This window comes from Sphingomonas sp. VDB2 (assembly GCF_047946695.1).
In the GTDB taxonomy this organism is placed as follows: Bacteria; Pseudomonadota; Alphaproteobacteria; order Sphingomonadales; family Sphingomonadaceae; genus Sphingobium; species Sphingobium bisphenolicum.
Genome location: NZ_CP159615.1, coordinates 3,045,076 through 3,062,057, shown reverse-complemented (window position 1 = coordinate 3,062,057; position 16,982 = coordinate 3,045,076). Strand labels below are relative to the sequence as shown.

The 16,982-nt window shown below is 61.7% G+C and carries 21 protein-coding genes; 14 read left to right on the top strand and 7 right to left on the bottom strand.

Annotation, left to right across the window (positions count from 1 at the left end):
• The first annotated feature begins 9 nt into the window (after window positions 1–9).
• Genes ABT375_RS15210 through ABT375_RS15185 form a run of 6 tightly spaced genes read left to right on the top strand, consistent with a single transcriptional unit; the run spans window position 10 to window position 4,702 of the window.
• Complete coding sequence (locus tag ABT375_RS15210) at window positions 10–2,505, top strand: SGNH/GDSL hydrolase family protein (protein WP_416463183.1); 2,496 nt, start codon at window positions 10–12, stop codon at window positions 2,503–2,505.
• An 11-nt stretch (window positions 2,506–2,516) separates the two neighbouring features.
• Entirely contained in the window at window positions 2,517–3,272 is a 756-nt protein-coding gene (locus tag ABT375_RS15205) for a hypothetical protein (protein ID WP_416463182.1), read from the top strand.
• 42 nt (window positions 3,273–3,314) lie between these two features.
• Window positions 3,315–3,689, top strand: a complete 375-nt coding sequence (locus ABT375_RS15200) for a hypothetical protein (RefSeq protein ID WP_416463180.1) — start codon at window positions 3,315–3,317, stop codon at window positions 3,687–3,689.
• 1 nt (window position 3,690) lies between these two features.
• Window positions 3,691–4,272, top strand: a complete 582-nt coding sequence (locus ABT375_RS15195) for a glycoside hydrolase family 19 protein (RefSeq protein WP_416463178.1) — start codon at window positions 3,691–3,693, stop codon at window positions 4,270–4,272.
• A complete protein-coding gene (locus ABT375_RS15190) occupies window positions 4,269–4,535 on the top strand; it encodes a hypothetical protein (RefSeq protein ID WP_416463176.1) in 267 nt (88 codons plus the stop codon). The genes ABT375_RS15195 and ABT375_RS15190 overlap by 4 nt, the downstream gene beginning before the upstream one ends.
• Window positions 4,536–4,561: 26 nt before the next feature.
• The gene (locus ABT375_RS15185; protein ID WP_416463173.1) at window positions 4,562–4,702 is read left to right on the top strand and encodes a hypothetical protein; all 141 of its coding nucleotides are present in this window, start codon (window positions 4,562–4,564) and stop codon (window positions 4,700–4,702) included.
• An 87-nt stretch (window positions 4,703–4,789) separates the two neighbouring features.
• Here ABT375_RS15185 and ABT375_RS15180 read toward each other — a convergent pair whose 3' ends face one another.
• Window positions 4,790–5,716 carry a hypothetical protein gene (locus tag ABT375_RS15180; protein ID WP_416463172.1) on the bottom strand — a complete coding sequence of 309 codons (927 nt, stop codon included), beginning with the start codon at window positions 5,714–5,716 and terminating at the stop codon, window positions 4,790–4,792.
• A 245-nt stretch (window positions 5,717–5,961) separates the two neighbouring features.
• Between ABT375_RS15180 and ABT375_RS15175 the strand changes: the two genes are divergently transcribed.
• Window positions 5,962–6,759, top strand: a complete 798-nt coding sequence (locus tag ABT375_RS15175; protein ID WP_416463169.1) for a hypothetical protein — start codon at window positions 5,962–5,964, stop codon at window positions 6,757–6,759.
• A gap of 224 nt (window positions 6,760–6,983) precedes the next feature.
• Window positions 6,984–7,400, top strand: a complete 417-nt coding sequence (locus tag ABT375_RS15170) for a hypothetical protein (protein ID WP_416463168.1) — start codon at window positions 6,984–6,986, stop codon at window positions 7,398–7,400.
• A gap of 129 nt (window positions 7,401–7,529) precedes the next feature.
• Here ABT375_RS15170 and ABT375_RS15165 read toward each other — a convergent pair whose 3' ends face one another.
• A complete protein-coding gene (locus ABT375_RS15165) occupies window positions 7,530–7,772 on the bottom strand; it encodes a helix-turn-helix domain-containing protein (RefSeq protein ID WP_416463165.1) in 243 nt (80 codons plus the stop codon).
• 424 nt (window positions 7,773–8,196) lie between these two features.
• Here ABT375_RS15165 and ABT375_RS15160 point away from each other — a divergent pair, with 424 nt between their 5' ends.
• The gene (locus ABT375_RS15160; RefSeq protein WP_416463163.1) at window positions 8,197–8,931 is read left to right on the top strand and encodes a hypothetical protein; all 735 of its coding nucleotides are present in this window, start codon (window positions 8,197–8,199) and stop codon (window positions 8,929–8,931) included.
• A 61-nt stretch (window positions 8,932–8,992) separates the two neighbouring features.
• On the opposite strand, the gene ABT375_RS15155 is transcribed toward ABT375_RS15160, so the two are convergent.
• Complete coding sequence (locus ABT375_RS15155; protein ID WP_416463162.1) at window positions 8,993–9,160, bottom strand: hypothetical protein; 168 nt, start codon at window positions 9,158–9,160, stop codon at window positions 8,993–8,995.
• A gap of 160 nt (window positions 9,161–9,320) precedes the next feature.
• On the opposite strand from ABT375_RS15155, the gene ABT375_RS15150 reads away from it, so the two are divergent.
• Window positions 9,321–9,722: an HIRAN domain-containing protein gene (locus tag ABT375_RS15150; protein WP_416463160.1), complete on the top strand. Its 402-nt coding sequence runs from the start codon at window positions 9,321–9,323 to the stop codon at window positions 9,720–9,722.
• Between the two features lie 22 nt (window positions 9,723–9,744).
• On the opposite strand, the gene ABT375_RS15145 is transcribed toward ABT375_RS15150, so the two are convergent.
• Genes ABT375_RS15145 through ABT375_RS15135 form a run of 3 tightly spaced genes read right to left on the bottom strand, consistent with a single transcriptional unit; the run spans window position 9,745 to window position 10,380 of the window.
• On the bottom strand, window positions 9,745–9,951 hold the full coding sequence (locus ABT375_RS15145) for a DUF6961 family protein (protein WP_416463159.1): 207 nt from the start codon (window positions 9,949–9,951) through the stop codon (window positions 9,745–9,747).
• Window positions 9,951–10,157, bottom strand: a complete 207-nt coding sequence (locus ABT375_RS15140) for a hypothetical protein (RefSeq protein WP_416463158.1) — start codon at window positions 10,155–10,157, stop codon at window positions 9,951–9,953. The genes ABT375_RS15145 and ABT375_RS15140 overlap by 1 nt, the downstream gene beginning before the upstream one ends.
• 1 nt (window position 10,158) lies before the next feature.
• Window positions 10,159–10,380 carry a hypothetical protein gene (locus tag ABT375_RS15135; RefSeq protein WP_416463156.1) on the bottom strand — a complete coding sequence of 74 codons (222 nt, stop codon included), beginning with the start codon at window positions 10,378–10,380 and terminating at the stop codon, window positions 10,159–10,161.
• A gap of 360 nt (window positions 10,381–10,740) precedes the next feature.
• Here ABT375_RS15135 and ABT375_RS15130 point away from each other — a divergent pair, with 360 nt between their 5' ends.
• Complete coding sequence (locus ABT375_RS15130) at window positions 10,741–10,869, top strand: hypothetical protein (protein ID WP_416463155.1); 129 nt, start codon at window positions 10,741–10,743, stop codon at window positions 10,867–10,869.
• Between the two features lie 94 nt (window positions 10,870–10,963).
• On the opposite strand, the gene ABT375_RS15125 is transcribed toward ABT375_RS15130, so the two are convergent.
• A complete protein-coding gene (locus ABT375_RS15125; protein WP_261935577.1) occupies window positions 10,964–11,497 on the bottom strand; it encodes a MarR family winged helix-turn-helix transcriptional regulator in 534 nt (177 codons plus the stop codon).
• Between the two features lie 184 nt (window positions 11,498–11,681).
• On the opposite strand from ABT375_RS15125, the gene ABT375_RS15120 reads away from it, so the two are divergent.
• The 3 genes from ABT375_RS15120 to ABT375_RS15110 are packed head-to-tail and all read left to right on the top strand — an operon-like array spanning window position 11,682 to window position 16,978.
• On the top strand, window positions 11,682–14,606 hold the full coding sequence (locus ABT375_RS15120) for a TonB-dependent receptor domain-containing protein (RefSeq protein ID WP_416463154.1): 2,925 nt from the start codon (window positions 11,682–11,684) through the stop codon (window positions 14,604–14,606).
• A 24-nt stretch (window positions 14,607–14,630) separates the two neighbouring features.
• The gene (locus ABT375_RS15115; protein ID WP_416463152.1) at window positions 14,631–16,049 is read left to right on the top strand and encodes an MFS transporter; all 1,419 of its coding nucleotides are present in this window, start codon (window positions 14,631–14,633) and stop codon (window positions 16,047–16,049) included.
• A 14-nt stretch (window positions 16,050–16,063) separates the two neighbouring features.
• The gene (locus tag ABT375_RS15110) at window positions 16,064–16,978 is read left to right on the top strand and encodes a TauD/TfdA dioxygenase family protein (protein ID WP_224547999.1); all 915 of its coding nucleotides are present in this window, start codon (window positions 16,064–16,066) and stop codon (window positions 16,976–16,978) included.
• The last annotated feature ends 4 nt before the right edge of the window (window positions 16,979–16,982 follow it).

Below are 16,982 nucleotides of genomic sequence, written 5' to 3'. Positions count from 1 at the left end.
GGACCAGCAATGAGCCATCCGATGGGGTTGTCCCCCGCCGGCGCCCTGATCGTGCGCGCCGGCGAACCTTTTGCCCTGCGCGTGATCGTGACCGACGCCCAGGGCGTGCCGCAGGATATGGTCGGCAAGACCTTCGCCCTGGCTTTCCTGATCAGCGGGCAGACCGACCCCTTCCTGGTGCGGGACAGCTATCTGGAGGAAGGCGGCAAATCCGCCCTGCTGATGGGGGATGCCGCCGCCGCGACGCAGATATTCCTGACCGGTGCATCCAAGGCGATCAGCTATTATTTCACCGAAACGACCAGCGGCGCGTCCTTCACCCATTATTATGAGCAGGTTAAGGTCGAACCGGGGCCGGATTTCCCGACCGATCGTGCGCCGATCGTCGCGGCCATCCCGGCGATCGAGGTGACGATGGACGCGGCAACGCTGGCGATCGTCCAGCGCGGGGCGGCGGGTGATCGTGCATCGCTGGAATTGTTCAAAGCCGACATCATCGATGAGCCAACGGCCGCGGCGATGGATGCACATAATCGCGCGGAGGCAGTCGCGGCGGTGGCGCCGTTCGTCGAGACCGTGGAAAACCTGGTCGATCAAGCCGATGCCGCCAAGGGCGCCGCGAACACATTTCGTGGGCAAGCCGAGACAGCGGCTGGTCGGGCCGAGATTGCGGCCACCACGGCGCAAACCATCGGTAAGCTATACAGCACAACGGGCGAGGGCCTGGCGCAAACGGACGAGGGCGCGCCCTTTTGGGTGCGATCTGCCGACGATCAGCGCGTCGCAGAAGAATATCTGAAGCTGGCGGGCATCGCGGTTCCGACCGGTAAGACCACGCCAAGCGCGGAACTAGTCCTGTTCGTCGCGGACACGGTTCGCCGAACGGATGGTCCCGCCATGCCGAATGAGGCCGCCGTTCAGTGGAAAAATCTGCTCGGCCAGCTGTGGGCCTATTTTTATTCCCAGGGTGGCTTCGACCTCCCGGGCTTCAAGTTCGGACGCCCTTCCGATAGCGGGCCGTTTCTGCGCGGGACGAACCGATTGGGTCAATCTCCCTTCGGCGTCGATGACGACGGCGCGGTTATCCTGCCCGGTGGTCGGCTGACGGGCGACGTGCGCGGCGGCATGAGTTATCGCAATGATCTGGGCGACCTCATCATCGGCAGCGAAGAGAGCGGCACCCGCCTGCCCGGCATGGTCGTCCGCGAGATCAGCGATGCCTATGTGCGATCCGTCAATGGCCTGGGCCAAGTCAATTTCGTAGCCGATGCCAGCGGTTTCAGGTCCGGCGACGGCGACGATGGCGGCGTGATCCCCCCGCCCGAGCCGGTCATCGACGTGCTTCCCATGATCGGGTCCGAACTGTTCCTGACCAGCGACCGCGCATTGCCGCTCTATGTCGAGAATATCCGCATGTCGCGATCGGACGACCGTTTTGGACGTGTCACGATCGACAGTCGGGCAGGTCCACCAGCGAAATCCTTTTGCGGCAGTTCGGTTGATAATGTGATCGAACTGGACCCGTCGCGCATGGGCAGCACGGCGACACTGACCGTGCGTACCATCGGCAACCGGACGGCGCGACTGGTGAAGACGCTGAGCGTCATGGTCAAGACGGTGCCGCTCGCTGCCGCAATGACCGTGATCCTGATGCTGTGGGGCGACAGCATCACGAACCGCCAGATGGCGCAGTTTATCAAGGCCTATCTGGAGTCCTGGGGCTTCACGGTGATCTTTGTCGGCACGATCAACGGTTCTGCATCCTCCACCGATGCGCAGAATGTCGCAGGCCCGCTGGGTGAAGCCCATGAGGGATGGGCGTTCAGCGACGTGCTGGGCTATGACATGACGGATGGAGACATTCCCTATGGCCCGCTCCCCGTGGGGCAGGAGGCCGCCTATATGGCGCTGTCCAAGGCGGAAAAGAACAAGTGGAACCCGTATCTCTGCCCGGTCGGCAGTTCATCCGCCTCCACGCCCATCGTCACCGTTGGCGGCCAGCAATATCGGGCTGACCTGAGTTTCTTCGAGCAGCGTTTTGCCCCGTTCGGTTTCGTGCGCCCTGACATCGTCCCGCTCAATTTCGGCATGAACGACCGCAACGAGCAGGGCGCGGTCAAGGCGCTGGAGCAGGTCAATCAGGGCTATGGCTATGTGCTGGACGAAATCGAGCGCGCATGGCCCGCCACCAAGGTTATCGTCTGGTCGTCGGCCATGCCTGTGGACCTGACGGGCGACGCGACATGGCAGGGAAGCTGGGCGGCGATCATCAACGCCGTCACGGCGATCGTCAAAGCGCGCCGTGACGCCGGGAAAATTAATGTCCACCTGTGTTCTGCCTGGGCGCATCAGTCGGCGGAGGCTGGCTGGGCAACCAGCGCTGGCTCGACCGACAGCGTGACCGGCATCCGCACGACCACGATCAGCGACATCATCCATCCATTCGGCATCGCCCGCGAGCAGCAAGCGCTTGCCCTCGCCAGCACCATCGCCTGCATCGCTTAAAGGAGACTATCATGGGCGTTGAATTCAACACCGGCGAACTCAGTTGGAGCCCCGCCGCCGCCGAGCTTATCCTCCCCGGCACGCTTGGCGATCATCTGGAATTTCTGCACGCTGGCGTCGCAGGGACTGACGCATTCCTACGCAATTGGGCGAAGGGAAAAGCCAATGCCCGCCAGATCGGGTCGCCGCTCGATGGGGAAGGTTCTGTTTCGCTGCGTTCTGGAGCCAATTATCTGGAGACATCCTTTGTCGATATCGGCGAGGACATTACCCACCTCATTGTCGGGCGAGAAACCGGCACCGTCGATGCGACCCCAGCCACGCGCTTCATGTTCGTCGGCAACTACGGAGCTTCGACCTCCACTGCTTTTATGGCTGGCTCTGTTACCGGGCCAAGAATGCAAGCGACCTATTCGAACAATGGCGGCAGCACGATCACGACTGTCAGCGGGGCTGCGCTGGCATCTGGATTTGCTTGCCTGATCGGCACTGCCGCGAAAACAGGCCTGAGCAGTTCGAATGATGACGGCCCCACCATCCGTAACATGACCAGCGGCGCTGTCGGGGTCGGCGCGGTGAATGACGGCTATGTGCGCACCAACCCGAACAAGGCCCTGCTGATCGGCAGCGGCTATTCCAGTGTCTACGGCGGCACCGGCGACGTCGTTCTGGCAATGGCCTGGTCACGCCTGTTGACCTCAAGCGAGCGGCTGGATGCCTATGCGTGGGCCAAGATGCTCGCCTCCACCGTCGATATCGCGATCTGATGCGGTTCTGACACGACATTCCACATCTAGGAGCAGCGGCGGATGGCCTCTGAATATTTCGAGCAGATCGGCGCCGTCGCGACCCTGGGGGCCAGCGGGGGCGGCGGGTTCTTCGCTGTCAAGTGGTTTGCCGAATGGATGGCGGGCCGTCTCGACAAGCGAGAAGCCCGCCTTGACGACGCAGCGACCAAGCTGATCTCGGGCCTTGAGCATCGCATCGAGACGCTGACCAACCGCCTGGATGCGGTCGAGACGATGCTGGCCGAATGCCAGAAGATGCACGCCAAGTCCGACGCGGAGGTGATGAAACTCCGCGCGATCGTGGACGGCAAGGGCGAGATTGCCCAGCGGGCGCAGCAGGTTGTCGCGGCCGACCGACTGGCGCGGGCGGCGGAACGGCCGAAGGGAGGCGAATGACATGACCTGGATCACCAACCTACAGGGTCGCATCGGAGTGGCCCAAGATGGCGCGTTCGGCGTGAAATCATTCACCGCTCTGTTCCAAAAGCTCGGTGCTGCGAGGGATCGAGCCGAAGAACTGGCGATCGGTGCAACGGTCCATCTACCAGCCTATGGTATCATGGGCAGCGCGCAACGCCTCGCCCACTTTCTCGCCCAGGTCGGACATGAAAGCGGCTCCTTCAAATATATGGAAGAGATCGCCAGCGGGTCCGCCTATGAGGGCCGCACCAATCTGGGCAACATCCAGCCCGGTGATGGTATCCGATTCAAAGGGCGTGGGCCTATCCAAATCACAGGCCGTGCGAACTATCGCTTCTTCGGCCGGCAGATCGGAATTGATTTGGAACGTCGCCCGGAGATTGCTGCATATCCATCGATAGGGATGCATCTGGCCTGCGCCTACTGGTCGAACCGCAACCTCAACGGGCTGGCTGACAAGGATCTGCTGGAGGAAATTACCCGCAAGATAAACGGCGGCCTCAACGGGCTGGCTGATCGCAAGTCGCGGCTGGTAGCGATGAAGGGGCTAGTAGCATGAAGCCGCCGTGCCTCAAGCTGACCGATCATGGCAGCGAGATCGTCCTGCTGTCCGCCATCGCGATCGGCGTCGTATTCCTGCTCTGGCGGGCGATCGAGCGCAAGCTTGTCGGCGACGGCTTCGATGTGGCCGCCTTCCTGCTGGTGTTGCAGCGGATCATCGAGGCGGTGCAGGGACGCTGGACGCAACGGAGCGTCGATCGCATGGGCCAGAGCCTGGCCAATGCGCCGCCATCCGATCCGCCCGCGACGGAGGCGCGCTGACGGGCATCGGCAAGATGGCGCGCGGCATGGGCAAGGTCGGGCTGGCGATCGAGGGTGCGGTCTACATAGTGACCGCCGGGCGCACGCTTTGGCAGTTGATCCGGCTCAAGCGGCCCGACGAACGCACGGCTGATCTGCCGCATGCTGGCGACAAACCGGCGATCTGAGAAATTCACATAGGGGGCTTTTCCATGACCATCATCCGATGGGCATGCGCGCTGGCGCTTGCCCTGACCCTTTCGCCCGCCATGGCTCTAGGTCACCTCACCGGATCGATGGCTCATCACCGCGAGATCATCGACTTCGCATCCCTCCATGTCCTGACGAAGGAATCTGATGTTGCCAGCGCCCGAGATGGTGCGTCCGATGGTGTAGGACTGTTCGGTTGCCGCGTCCTCTCCGAGATTGGTCTTATAGAAGACGCTTGTGACGATCAGGAGAACGATGTTGCCGCGCTCGTCCCAGTGATGAGAGTGGACGGTGACATTTTCCGCCAGCAGGTAGGTCAGGCTCTCTTTGGGTATGAGAGCGTCGCGCCCGGGCTTCCTCCTGTCTCTGATGTGCCTATGTATGCGCGCGATCTCGCTTGCTTCGGCGCGGGTTTGAGCCGTGAAGCATCGGGTTTCGACATAAACCTCGCGTGCGACGGTGTCTCCCGAGTTCGTGAATATGCACGTATATTCGATAGCAACCTTGTCCCCGTCAAACGTGAAGCGATCGATCGATACGGTCGAGGAAACCCAGGCGCGCTGTCCTTCGCTGGTATGCTTGTTGGTCAGCCGGGCTTCAGTCAGCGCCCTTTGTGTCTGCCAAATCGTCCCGAGCAAACCCGCTACGGCCAAGAGGTTGATCCAGGATGCGAAGATAGACCAGAAAGTAGCGCGATGGGCCTCTTCCGCTGCTTTCTCACCACTGAGCGCGGCGCGCCACTGAGCGCACAAGTCAGCGCTATCGTGATCCTTGGCGGTATAGCAGGCTTCGTCATACCGATTGGGATATGGCCGATAGGTCGACTTCGGCACTGGCGGAGCCGACAATACTATTGGGTTCGCGGCGTGCTGTTGCTGACCGCCGGCTGCTGTTTGGGTCTCGTTAGCTGGTGGCTCAGTAACTTTTTCAGCTGCGGTTAGCGCCAGCCATCCGATCGCGAGAATCGCAATTCGCCATTGCCCGTCGCGCATTCACACCGCCCCATTTGCCCCAGGTCAGTCTTCCCCATGTTCAGTTTAAAGTCCATAGTCCGCAATCCGCTACTGTTAGTCGCCCTGGCGGTGTTCAGTCTTGCGGGCTGCACCACCATCCAGCCCTACGCCACATGCGACAACGCCCGTGCCGCCGCCGTCTTGGCAACGGCCGCCATGGCGCGGATTTGTCCGGTCGCACGGTAGCGACCGCAACAGTCACCTCAATCATCAAGGATATCCTCATGACCATGATCCGATGGGCGTGCGCGCTGGCGCTTGCCCTTATACCCTCGCTCGCGCTGGCTCAAACGACCGGCTCTTCCGTTCAGGCCCCGGCTGGCTATGCCCCAATGCAGGCCCCATGCGTCAAGCAGGTCGATGGCAGCTGCGTTCCCGTTTCCGCTTCAGCGCCGCTGCCAGTGACCGCAATCAGCGGGGGTAGCGGCGCGACGGCCGATCAGGTGCAGGGCGCTGGCGCGGCTGGCGCGGCAGCAACCGGCAATCCTGTCGGCGTGGGCGGTATCTATTCCACCACGCTGCCGACGTTGACTGACGGACAGCGCGGAAATCTGCAACTTGGCGCTCGCTCGGCGCTCCAAGTGCAATTGATGACTGCTGACAGTGCGACCGCCTTTTCAGGGGTGGGCACCGCTAACGACACAGGAAGCAACACGCTCAATGCGCTGAAAGTATATGCGTCAGGCAGTCTCTACAATCCCGGTACAGCACAATGGGTACGTGCGCCCGGCGACACATCTGGAGCCTATGTCGTCGCCAAGGGTAGCGGTTCGATGGCAACCGGTCAGATTTCCGTCGGCACATCCAGCACGTTGGTAGCAGCTGCGCGCGCCGGCAGGTCGAAGATCATGCTGAACGTCGGCGCGGCCAATAGCTGCGCTTTCGGCAATAGCGGCGTCACCACGACAACCGGATTTCCATTGCAGCCCGTTGCCGGAGCCAGTCTCCTGCTGGATACCAGCGCGGCGATCTACGCGGCCTGCTCCGCCACCACGACCGTCAGTTTCATCGAGCAATATTGAGGTTGCGCCAGCGACATAGCGATTTGGATTTGCAGCGAGACTTGACCGTCGGGCGACGATCAGCCGCTTTCAGGATCAGACGATCCTGGGGCTTGGACCTGTGCCGCGAAAGGTGGCGGGGGGCAGGTGTCATCGTTGGTCTACTAGCGCTGCCGGGCAATTATACGTTCGGTATTTGCATGATCTGCCGGAAATGGCATTCTCCAGCAACGAAAGGGGACATCATGCGAAAATTGTTCTTCATCCCGATCATTCTGCTGCTTGGCTGCCAAAATAAAGTAGAAGATACGAAGATAGAGAACATCGACTTCTCAAATTATCAAGAGGTGGAAAAAATCGCTCAGCGATTAGATCCAGATCGCCGCACTCTATTTCAATATTATGCTGCGAGTCGGACGAGCATATTCCCCGGTAAGGAGGTGGTTCGCCCCGATGGGAAGGCCCCAAAAACCGTAGAGGAGGCCATACTTCTAGCAGGAAAAAGAAAAAAGCAGATAGATGATCGCAACATGCTAATTAATGAACGAAATAAACTAGTAGATTTCCATAATAAATTAATTGACAATGGTTCATCAGTTGCAGAAATTGAAGATGCCGATCTTAAGATTAAGGAAATAGATAAAAAAATTAGTGGATTATAGTCTAGCAGAAACCAGCGCTGATGTTGCTGTCCGGCAGCACTCCCTTGGGCTCATTGGGATAGCCCCTTCCGGTCGGCCGGTCATCAACGCCGGAGAACCCGGATTTGTCCGATCAATCCGCAAGAGCGATCAATCCTCCGCCAACTGCTCATGCAGTTTGGCGAACAGTCGCCGCCGTTCGGCGCGCGCCGCGTCGCTCTTGCACTCCATGATCCAGTGATGTGTCGCTGCCATTGCCGTGCGTTTCTCGATCGGCGCCTGACCACGTTCCATCTGCCCCAATAGGACGCGCGAAACGCCAATAGCATCTGCGAAATCGGCTTGGCTCAAACCCATGTCCAACCGCTTCGACTTCAGGTCTTCGGCTTGCATATCGTCTCCACCGTCTGTATCTTGCAACCCTAACCCGCCCCGGTGGCTAGACCGGGGCGGGCGCTTCTAGATTTCGATCGTGAAGATGATCTTCACTTTCCAAATCCGAAGCCGGATTGAGACTGCCATCTCTTTCCTTTCGGGTTTGTCAGCGGGCTTGCCGGGATGGTGTCGCCGTCTGACGAACACATAGATAAGCCACTTATCATTTCCGCGCAAGCAGAATTTGATAAGTGGCTTTTCTTTTTTGAGACACGTCCGCCGCGCCGAACTGCCGCAATTTTTCCGGTGGTTGGATCGCGAGCGGGGGTGCTGGGCTGCAACCCAGCAACCAGCGAGCGTCACACTCGCTACTAGCGGCTCGCGTAGCCGCTTCGCCCCGCACCTGCGCAACAGGCGGGGCTCCTTGTGAGCATAATCCCCTATGGAGTTATTAACGGGCCAGACGCCTTTCGGCGTCGCTGGTGACGATACCGGCTATCTCTTCAATCCCCATGCCGATCTGCTGTTGCAGCGCGAGGCTATCGGCTTCGGCAACAGCGCCTTTCGCGTCGAGATCATCGACCGTCTGTTGGCAAACGACCTGATCCGCGCGAACCATTACAGCAAGCGGATATACTCAGGATCGACACTGCACCTGGGCGTCTTCATCGGCGCGCAGATGGTGGGCGTCCTGCAATATGGTTTCGCCATGAACCCGGCCAGCGCCGGCAGCGTGGTCGAAGGCACCGGCATGACCGAATATCTGGAACTCAACCGCATGTGGCTGCACGACGCCGCGCCCCGCAACAGCGAGAGCAAGGCACTGGCCTATTCGATCCGGCTCATCCGCCGCGTGCGCCCGGCCGTGAAATGGATACAGTCGTTTGCCGATCAGCGCTGCGGCCTGTTCGGGACGGTCTATCAGGCGGCGGGGTTCACCTATCACGGCGAGCATCTGGGCATCTTCTGGGAACTGGACGGTGAATTTTACCACAATTCGCTTGTGACCAATTCGAAGTCGGCGAACGGACCGCGCGCCTCGCACATCCGCGCCAACATCGATCGGGCGACGCGGCACAAGCTGCGCCAGTTTCGATATCTGCGGTTCCTCAAGCCCCGGTTCGCGAAGGGCTGCCGCTACCCGGCGCTGCCGTTTCCGAAGCCTGAGTATCAGTGACGACGATTTCGTAGGCAGTGATTTGTGCAGTTGTAGTTTCCTCCCAGCAGCGGCACTGCACTTATGCGGCCCGTCCATCGGACGAGCGCGGTTCCCCCGCGTGCGAGGACGGTGCGACCCCGTCGGGCCGCTCCAATTTGTCTACGGCCTTAAACCATCCTCGTTTGGCCACGCGACGCTGGCGCGCAAGATGCGCCCGGTCCAGATCGTCGGCGATATCGAATGTCATGGCGTTGCTCCTTCGAGTGAAGAGCGACCATCACATGAATATCAGATCGGCACGGGGCGGATCGGGTGGCGCTCAGCGCTGATTTGACGGGAACTCGCCCGCTCTTCCTCTTGTGGGATTTCCGGCCAGGCCATATCTTCCCCGCATGGCCCGGCCTCCCATGTCCATCGCCGTCGTCGGCGCCGAATATGCGAACAAGCGTGGCCCCGTCCGCCGGTTCGAAATCCAGATATGCGCCCCAGGCGAGCCGGTCGAATTGCGACGCGAGCCCAAGAACCCAGCCGATAGCCGGGCGGTCGCCGTCTATTCCATGCGAGACGTGCAGATCGGATATATCCGGGCCGAACAGGCACAATGGATCGGCGGCCAGCTCGCAATGGTCCGCGCGATCTTTCAGCGCGCCGATCGATTCGGCGCGGTGATCCGGGTGACGTTCGACGGTAGCGCGCCTGTCCTGCCGGTGGAGAAGCCAACGCCGGCACCGCCTCCGCCCAGCTACGACGCCGGATTTGATGAAGACTGGCCGCCGCGCGAACCCAGCGATGATTTCAGCGGGATATGACGAGGGTCGGTGCCGTCCATAGTTATTGACGGCTGAGAGGACGTCCGCTGCGATAGTCCATAAGTTGGTCGACGCGCGCGGCAATGGCCTTCCATGCCTCAACGCCGTCCATATCCCCAGCCGCCGCCAGTTCGCCTATGCGCGTCGCGACATGCGCCGGAGCCTTAGCCCGGTGCTGCTTTACGACCTGCTGGGCGCAGGCCCATAGTTCCCAATCCGTCAGCGTCACTAAGCGCCACCTTCACCGCCATATAGGCGCTGCACTTTGCTGCATATATCGAGCCAGGTCTTTGCCTCCTGATGCTCGTGAGCGTCCATCAAAGATCGGACACGCTCAATGAGGACGTTGCCGACATCATCACCATGCACCTCTAGCATCCGGGCCGCAGCAGACCACTGCTCATCCTCCGGCATATCGCTGCGCGTGATCGGCATGTTACTCGCTCAGCCACTCTATCTCGGCGTCATCCAGCGCCTCGAAAGGATCGCCCTCGGCTCCCGCCTCCTGAAGCCGCTTGCGTAATTCATCGGGCGTCGACGCTGCCCGGAACCGCGGATCAGCCTTCGCCTGGACGGCCAGCGTCCCGATCCAGTCCTCGCGCTTCACCTGCTTAAGCAGCCACGCCCCGAAGGTCTCGCCCTGTTCGTTCGTCTGCATGATGCACCTCTGATTCGGCGGAAGACCGGCGCGAGCATATGGTATCTGCATGGCCGGTTCGATTCCCATTTTGGGCCATCGAACGGGCAAATTTTTTGGCCATGGTATAATGCATGGTATCAGGCGGATTGCGTCCAACAATTTGTATATAAATCAACATGATACTAGCTTAATATGATGGGCTGCCGCTCCGCCAAAATACATTATTCTTGCTGTATAATTCTCATTCTGCGGCGAAGTCGATCGTGGAGGCATGGGTTTTCTCGGCGCGCGGCATTGAGCGGCCTGGCGTCGCTGCGGGGAGCGCAGTCACCGGGTTCGCCAATGGCCGGCGACCGGTTCGGTGCGGCCAAGGCCCCAATGTGGCGATATGCGGTCCCGCAGGATCGAAGCCTGTCGCAATGTCATTTTCGCGCGATCGAGGCGCAGGCGGACATGACGCTGGCGAACGAGCCGCAATGCTTCGATCAGAGCCTGGCGCGGCCTTGACCCCGAGCGCCGGCTGGCGCGTCCGCGACCGTCATTCCATCACCATGACAAACCGACAGTGTCGCGGCGTTCCATGGCAATGCCGCCGACAATGTCAGTCGTCGCCGATATCCTGAGCCTCCCCTACGCCAGCAACGATCATCCCCAGAACGCGGGTCGCCAATTCCATCTCCTGTTCGCTCAGCTTGGCAAATACCGTCGATCGGATGTCCGACAGGATCGGCTGAACCTGTTCGACAACCTCCATGCCGGCTGGCGTGATCTCGATATGGCGCGATCGCTTGTCGTGCGGATTCTCCGTCCGCCGGATCAAACCGTCGGCTTCCAGCGAATTCAGCGTCCGGATCAGCGGCGGCCATTGAATGGCAAGACGGGCCGACAGCAGCGACGTGGTGACCGGCGGCGGCGCGACGCTGAGGACGAAAAGGGTCTGCCATCTGGACCTGGACTGACCGGTCGCGGCCAGCATCCGATTCTCGACATGCGTCCCCCAGCGGCGGGCCGACAGCGAGAGTATTCGGGTCAGCCGGAATTCGACATCGTCCCGCGACCCTTCCGGAAAATAGGCGCGATATTGCGGCGTGCTGCTGTCGAACGGGTCGACTGGATTGGAGTCGTCGGAGGCCATGTCATTCCCATCGCAAGGCAGGCGCACTGAATTTTAGCCCGCCAGTCATTCTTAGCGGCGCTCTTGAATAACTGCAAAATGCCCGTTTTCCGCCGGTCTTCTCGATAGCAAGAGGGCGTTGACAATATATGTATCACGGTACATAAATTATGCAGAGGCCGCAGCAGAAGGCCAGGAGAGGGAAATGACGATGCGATTGAGCACCCAGCACATGCGCGCACATGCGAGCGTCCTGGCCATTGTCGGGGTAGCGATGGCGGCCCTGCCGATCGGCGCAGCCGCGCAGGAAGCCGTGACGGCCGAACCGTCCGCCACGCAGCAATCCGCCCAAGCCGCCGACGCGACCCCCGCCAACCTGCCCGTGACGGACATCGTCGTGACGGGTACGCGGCTGGGTTCCAACTTCAACGCACCGACACCCGTCACCTCGATCGGCGCAGAACGGCTGGATGCGCTGGGTATCACCAATGTCGGCGAAGCGCTGAACCAGCTACCCAGTTTCCGCGCATCGAGCGGTCCGGCGGCCCAGGCCAATCTGGGCGGCAATATCGGTGCGCGACTGCTCGATCTGCGGGGACTTGATCCGCAGCGCACGCTCGTCCTGGTCGATGGCAAGCGTTTCGTGCCCAGCACTGTGCAGGGGTCGGTCGATACCAACCTCATCCCGTCCTCCCTGCTGCGCACGGTCGATGTCGTGACCGGGGGCGCTTCGGCCGCCTATGGTTCGGATGCGGTCGCGGGCGTCGTGAACTTCGTCCTCGACCGGAAGAAGGAAGGGCTGGACGGCGAATTTGCCGCCGGCATGTCGCAGCGCGGCGATGACGGCAATCTGTTCGCCAGCCTTTCGGGCGGCATGAGCCTGGGCGATCGCGTCCATGTGATCGGCGCGGTCGAATATGAAAAGCTGGAAGGCCTGGGCACCTGCACGAGCCGCAGCTGGTGCGATAGTCAGACCCTGATCCTGGGCAACACGCCCGGCGCCGGTGGCCTGCCCGCCAACCTCATCATCGGCGGAGTCAATACATCGACCATGACGCCGGGCGGCTTGATCAACCGGTCCTATAATGCGGCGGGTCAGGCGATCGGCACGACGGCGACCGACCCCCTGCGCGGCACCAAGTTCCTGGCCGACGGCACGCCGGGCCAATTCCAATATGGCACGCTGGTCGGCCCGCTCTTCATGCTCGGCGGCGAGGGACAGGGGCGTAACGGCTTCATCTCCGCGCTGCGGCTCAAAGTACCGCTGGAACGGGTTTCCACCTATGGCGCCCTGACGGCGGAACTGACCGACGATGTGACGCTGACCGCCGACGTCTCCTACGGGCGCGTCAAGGGCACGGTCGACGGCGCCATCTTCCGCGACTTCAATGGTACGCTGCTGGGTCGCATCAAGCGCGACAATCCCTTCATTCCCGCCGCCGTGGCGTCGGCGATGGACGCCAATGGCGTCGCCTCCTTCATCCTGGGCAAGGCGGCGTTCGACCTTGGTCCCGGTCGCGCGACATCGACCACGGAAACCTATCGCGGCGTGCTGGGCGTCGAGGGGAAACTGAGCGACAAATGGACGGTGAACGGCTTCTACCAATATGGTCGCACCAATTTCACCCAGCGCGCGACCAACCTCGTCAACCAAGCCAATCTCCTGAAGGCGGTGGACGCGGTGCAGTCCGGTGGCCAGACCATATGCCGCGTCAATGCCGACGCGATCGCCAGCAACGATGATGCCGCCTGCGTGCCCTTCAATCCGTTCGGCGAGGGGCAATATAGTCAGGCATCGGTGGGTTACATCACCGGCAACGGCCTGCAACATACCGTCAACGAACAGCATGTGGCGGGTATCGACCTGCGTGGCGAGCTGTTCGACCTGCCCGCGGGGCCTGTGACGGTGGCGGTCGGCGCAGAATATCGGCGGGATACGGTTGACGGCACCGCCGATCCGATCTCGGCGGCGAACGGCTTCTATTCGCTCAACGGCTCGGCCCTGTCGGGTGGCGTCACGGTGAAGGAGGTTTTTGGCGAGATCGCCGTGCCGGTGCTGCGCGATTCAGCGGTCGGTTATGCGCTTGATCTCAATGGCGCAGCCCGACGCACCCATTACAGCACGACGGGATCGGTGACGACCTGGAAAGCCGGCCTCGTCTATGAGCCGGTCGAAGGCGTGCGGCTACGCGGCACCCGGTCGCGCGATATTCGCGCGCCCAATATCTTCGAACTGTTCGGCCCGCAGACGCTCCGCTCGATCGGCCTGTCCGACCCGCTGAACGGCGGATTGCAGACCAATCCCTTCGTCATCACAGGCGCAAATCCCGACCTGTCCGTCGAAAAGGCGGACAGCTGGACCGGCGGCTTCGTGATCGCGCCGCGCCACGGCCTGCTCCAGCGCCTGCGTCTGTCGGTCGATTATTACAACATCAAGGTAGCCGACGCGATCGGCGCCCTCGGGGCGCAGACGCTGGTCAACCGCTGCGCCCAGGGGGCCACCAATTTCTGCAGCCAGATCACGCGCGACGCCAATAACCAGATTCTTCAGGTGCGCGACGTCATCCTCAATTCCAATGCGCTCAAGACCAGCGGCTATGACATCGAATTCCAATATCGTCAGCCGCTCGGATCGTGGGGCGAATTGAACGCGCAACTGATCGCGAATATCACCAAGGAACTGACGACCGTCGACGCGCTGGGCGCGGTGGATCGCGCCGGCCAGACCGGCGTCCGCACCGGGACGATACCGGGCGTGCCCGATTATGTGCTGGACGGCGTGCTGACCTGGACGGTCGGCAAATTCCAGTTGACTGGCCATGGCCGCTACATTCCGTCGGGGATTTACTGGACGAATTTCGTCGGGCCGGATCAGGACGGCTATGCCGTGACCGCGCCGAACAGCGTCGACAACAATAATGTGCCGAGCCGCTTCTACCTCGACATGACGGCGCGGGTGAATGTCGATGCCGGCAACGGCCGGACCTTCCAGCTGTTCGCCACGGTGAACAACCTGCTCGACCGCGATCCGCCCGCCATGCCCGGGCCATCGGGCGGTACCAACCAGATCCTGTTCGATCCGGTCGGTCGTGCGTTCAAGATCGGCGCCCGCTTCCACTTCGGTTCATAAGGCGCGGGATCGAGAGGAGCCGAGATGAGCATGACCGCAACCGATCCGTCACCCCCCGTCGTCATCGAGGTGACGGATGTGATCGAGCGCCAGGGGATCAATGCGTTCGTCATCCGTCTCATCGCGATATCCTGGGCGGTCACGTTCCTCGACGGTTTCGACATGCTCGTCATCTCCTTCGTCGCGCCCTATCTGCGCGACGGGTTCGGCGCGGACGTGATTTCCCTGGGCGAACTCTTCGCCACGGGTGTGTTCGGCGCGATGCTGGGCGGGATCGCGTTCGGCTGGCTGGGCGATCTTTATGGGCGGCGCCCGGTCATCATCGCATCGGTCGCGGCGTTCGGGGCCACCAGCATCGCCATGGCGCTCGCGCCGCATATGCAGGCGCTGTTGCTTCTCCGCTTCCTGAACGGCGTGGCTCTGGGCGGGCTGATGCCGCTCGCCTGGGCGCTCAACATCGAATTTGTGCCCAGCCGCTATCGGGCGACGGTCGTGACCGTCATCATGATGGGCTATACGCTGGGCGGCGTGGTCGCCGGACCGATGACGGTCTGGCTCGCCCCCCATTATGGCTGGCAATCGGTATTCATGGTGTCGGGCGTGGCGACGCTGCTGCTCGTCCCGCTTCTCTTCGCCCTGCTGCCGGAATCCGCCCGCTACCTGGCGGTGAAGGGGCGATCGCCCGAAAAAATCGCCAGAGCGCTGAACGCGCTGGCGCCGGGGCTTGGCGCCAGGCCGCAGGATCATTTCGTGGTGACCGACGAAGCGACGGCCTCGACCGGGCAGACCTTCCGCATCGCGACCCTGTTCAAAGGCGACCTGCGCCCGATCACCACCCTGCTCTGGCTCGCCTATATCGGCAGTTCGATGGCAGTCTATTTCAAGTCGAATTGGGGACCGATCATCTTCGAAGATGTCGGCTTCACCCGGACCCAGGCGGCCATGATCATGTCGGTCAGCTCGATCGGCGGTTCGCTCGCGGGGCTGGCGCTCATGCGCTTCACCGACCGGCTGGGTCCGATCGCCATCGCCTTCTATCCGATGCTGGCGGCGCCGCTGCTTCTGGTCATGGGCCTGGCGCCCGTCTCGCTACAGGGGCTGGCCGCTTTCTCCCTGCTCAGCATGGCGATGATCAGCGGCACGCATTTCGGCATGCATTCCATCGCAGGGATTTTCTACCCCAGCGCGATCCGCGCCAATGGCGCGGGATGGGCGACGTCGGTCGCGAAGATCGGCTCGATCTTCGCGCCGCTGCTGGGCGGCTATCTGCTGGCGATGAATATGCCGCCGCGCCTGCTGTTCGTCCTGCTGGCGGCCACGCCGCTGCTCTCTGCCATTTCGCTCGTCCTGCTCGCCCGTGTCGGCAAGCGCCGGGCCGCCCGCAATCCCCTTCCCACCGAAAACATCGTCCTTCCGGCGCAAGCCGCGGCGACGAGGCCCTAACAGGAAATATCATCATGGCTTTAACTGCGACCCCCATCACCCCGCGCTTCGGCGCCGAGCTTTCGGGCATCGACGTCGGCAAGCCGCTGAGCGACGCCGATTTCACCGCCATTAAGGACGCGATGAACCAATGGGGCGTGTGCGTCATTCGCGGAACCGGCTTTGACAACGCCGCCCACATCGCCTTCAGTCGCCATTTCGGCCATCTGGAAACCGCGCCCGCGGTGAAGAACCGGCCCCGCCGCCACCCGAACACGCCCGAGATATTCGACGCCAGCAACCTGACCCCGACGGGCGAGATACTGGTCGATGAAAATATGGTGCTGCACAAAAAGGGCGACCGGCTCTGGCATACCGACTCCTCCTTCATGGACCTGCGCTCGGCCTATTCGCTGTTGCTCGCCTATGAAGTGCCCAAGGAAGGCGGCCTCACCTATTTCGCGGACATGCGCTCGGCCTATGAAGACCTGCCGGCCGATATCCGGGAGAAGGTCGATACGCTGCAAGCCGAACATTCGCTCTGGTATTCGCGCCTGCTCGCCGGTTTTCCGATCACGGAGGAGGAGATTGACGGCCGTCCCAAGGCGCGCCAGCCGATGGTCATGCATCAGGAAGCGACCGGACGCACCGCCATCTATATCGGCAGCCATGCGATGGATGTCATGGGCCTGCCGCGTGCGGAAGGCCGTGCACTTATCCAATATCTGATCGAATTCGCGACTCAGCCGCAATATGTTTTCGGCGTATCCTACGAACCGGGCGATATCGTCATCTGGGACAATCTGGCGACCATGCATCGGGGCGGCGATTTCGACATCTACAAGGAGCGTCGCGACATGCGCCGGACGACCGTGCGCGAAGGCGAGCCGCCCGAACATGCCGACGATCCGTTCACGGCCTATTTTTCCGCGTCGGCGCCAAAGAACTGATCCG

Bases quoted from the DNA above. Each gene is read 5' to 3' on its own strand.
- ABT375_RS15210 (WP_416463183.1), top strand. From the start codon at position 10: ATGAGCCATCCGATGGGGTTGTCCCCCGCCGGCGCCCTGATCGTGCGC.
- ABT375_RS15205 (WP_416463182.1), top strand. From the start codon at position 2,517: ATGGGCGTTGAATTCAACACCGGCGAACTCAGTTGGAGCCCCGCCGCC.
- ABT375_RS15200 (WP_416463180.1), top strand. From the start codon at position 3,315: ATGGCCTCTGAATATTTCGAGCAGATCGGCGCCGTCGCGACCCTGGGG.
- ABT375_RS15195 (WP_416463178.1), top strand. From the start codon at position 3,691: ATGACCTGGATCACCAACCTACAGGGTCGCATCGGAGTGGCCCAAGAT.
- ABT375_RS15190 (WP_416463176.1), top strand. From the start codon at position 4,269: ATGAAGCCGCCGTGCCTCAAGCTGACCGATCATGGCAGCGAGATCGTC.
- ABT375_RS15185 (WP_416463173.1), top strand. From the start codon at position 4,562: ATGGGCAAGGTCGGGCTGGCGATCGAGGGTGCGGTCTACATAGTGACC.
- ABT375_RS15180 (WP_416463172.1), bottom strand. From the start codon at position 5,716: ATGCGCGACGGGCAATGGCGAATTGCGATTCTCGCGATCGGATGGCTG.
- ABT375_RS15175 (WP_416463169.1), top strand. From the start codon at position 5,962: ATGACCATGATCCGATGGGCGTGCGCGCTGGCGCTTGCCCTTATACCC.
- ABT375_RS15170 (WP_416463168.1), top strand. From the start codon at position 6,984: ATGCGAAAATTGTTCTTCATCCCGATCATTCTGCTGCTTGGCTGCCAA.
- ABT375_RS15165 (WP_416463165.1), bottom strand. From the start codon at position 7,772: ATGCAAGCCGAAGACCTGAAGTCGAAGCGGTTGGACATGGGTTTGAGC.
- ABT375_RS15160 (WP_416463163.1), top strand. From the start codon at position 8,197: ATGGAGTTATTAACGGGCCAGACGCCTTTCGGCGTCGCTGGTGACGAT.
- ABT375_RS15155 (WP_416463162.1), bottom strand. From the start codon at position 9,160: ATGACATTCGATATCGCCGACGATCTGGACCGGGCGCATCTTGCGCGC.
- ABT375_RS15150 (WP_416463160.1), top strand. From the start codon at position 9,321: ATGTCCATCGCCGTCGTCGGCGCCGAATATGCGAACAAGCGTGGCCCC.
- ABT375_RS15140 (WP_416463158.1), bottom strand. From the start codon at position 10,157: ATGCCGATCACGCGCAGCGATATGCCGGAGGATGAGCAGTGGTCTGCT.
- ABT375_RS15135 (WP_416463156.1), bottom strand. From the start codon at position 10,380: ATGCAGACGAACGAACAGGGCGAGACCTTCGGGGCGTGGCTGCTTAAG.
- ABT375_RS15130 (WP_416463155.1), top strand. From the start codon at position 10,741: ATGTGGCGATATGCGGTCCCGCAGGATCGAAGCCTGTCGCAATGTCAT.
- ABT375_RS15125 (WP_261935577.1), bottom strand. From the start codon at position 11,497: ATGGCCTCCGACGACTCCAATCCAGTCGACCCGTTCGACAGCAGCACG.
- ABT375_RS15120 (WP_416463154.1), top strand. From the start codon at position 11,682: ATGACGATGCGATTGAGCACCCAGCACATGCGCGCACATGCGAGCGTC.
- ABT375_RS15115 (WP_416463152.1), top strand. From the start codon at position 14,631: ATGAGCATGACCGCAACCGATCCGTCACCCCCCGTCGTCATCGAGGTG.
- ABT375_RS15110 (WP_224547999.1), top strand. From the start codon at position 16,064: ATGGCTTTAACTGCGACCCCCATCACCCCGCGCTTCGGCGCCGAGCTT.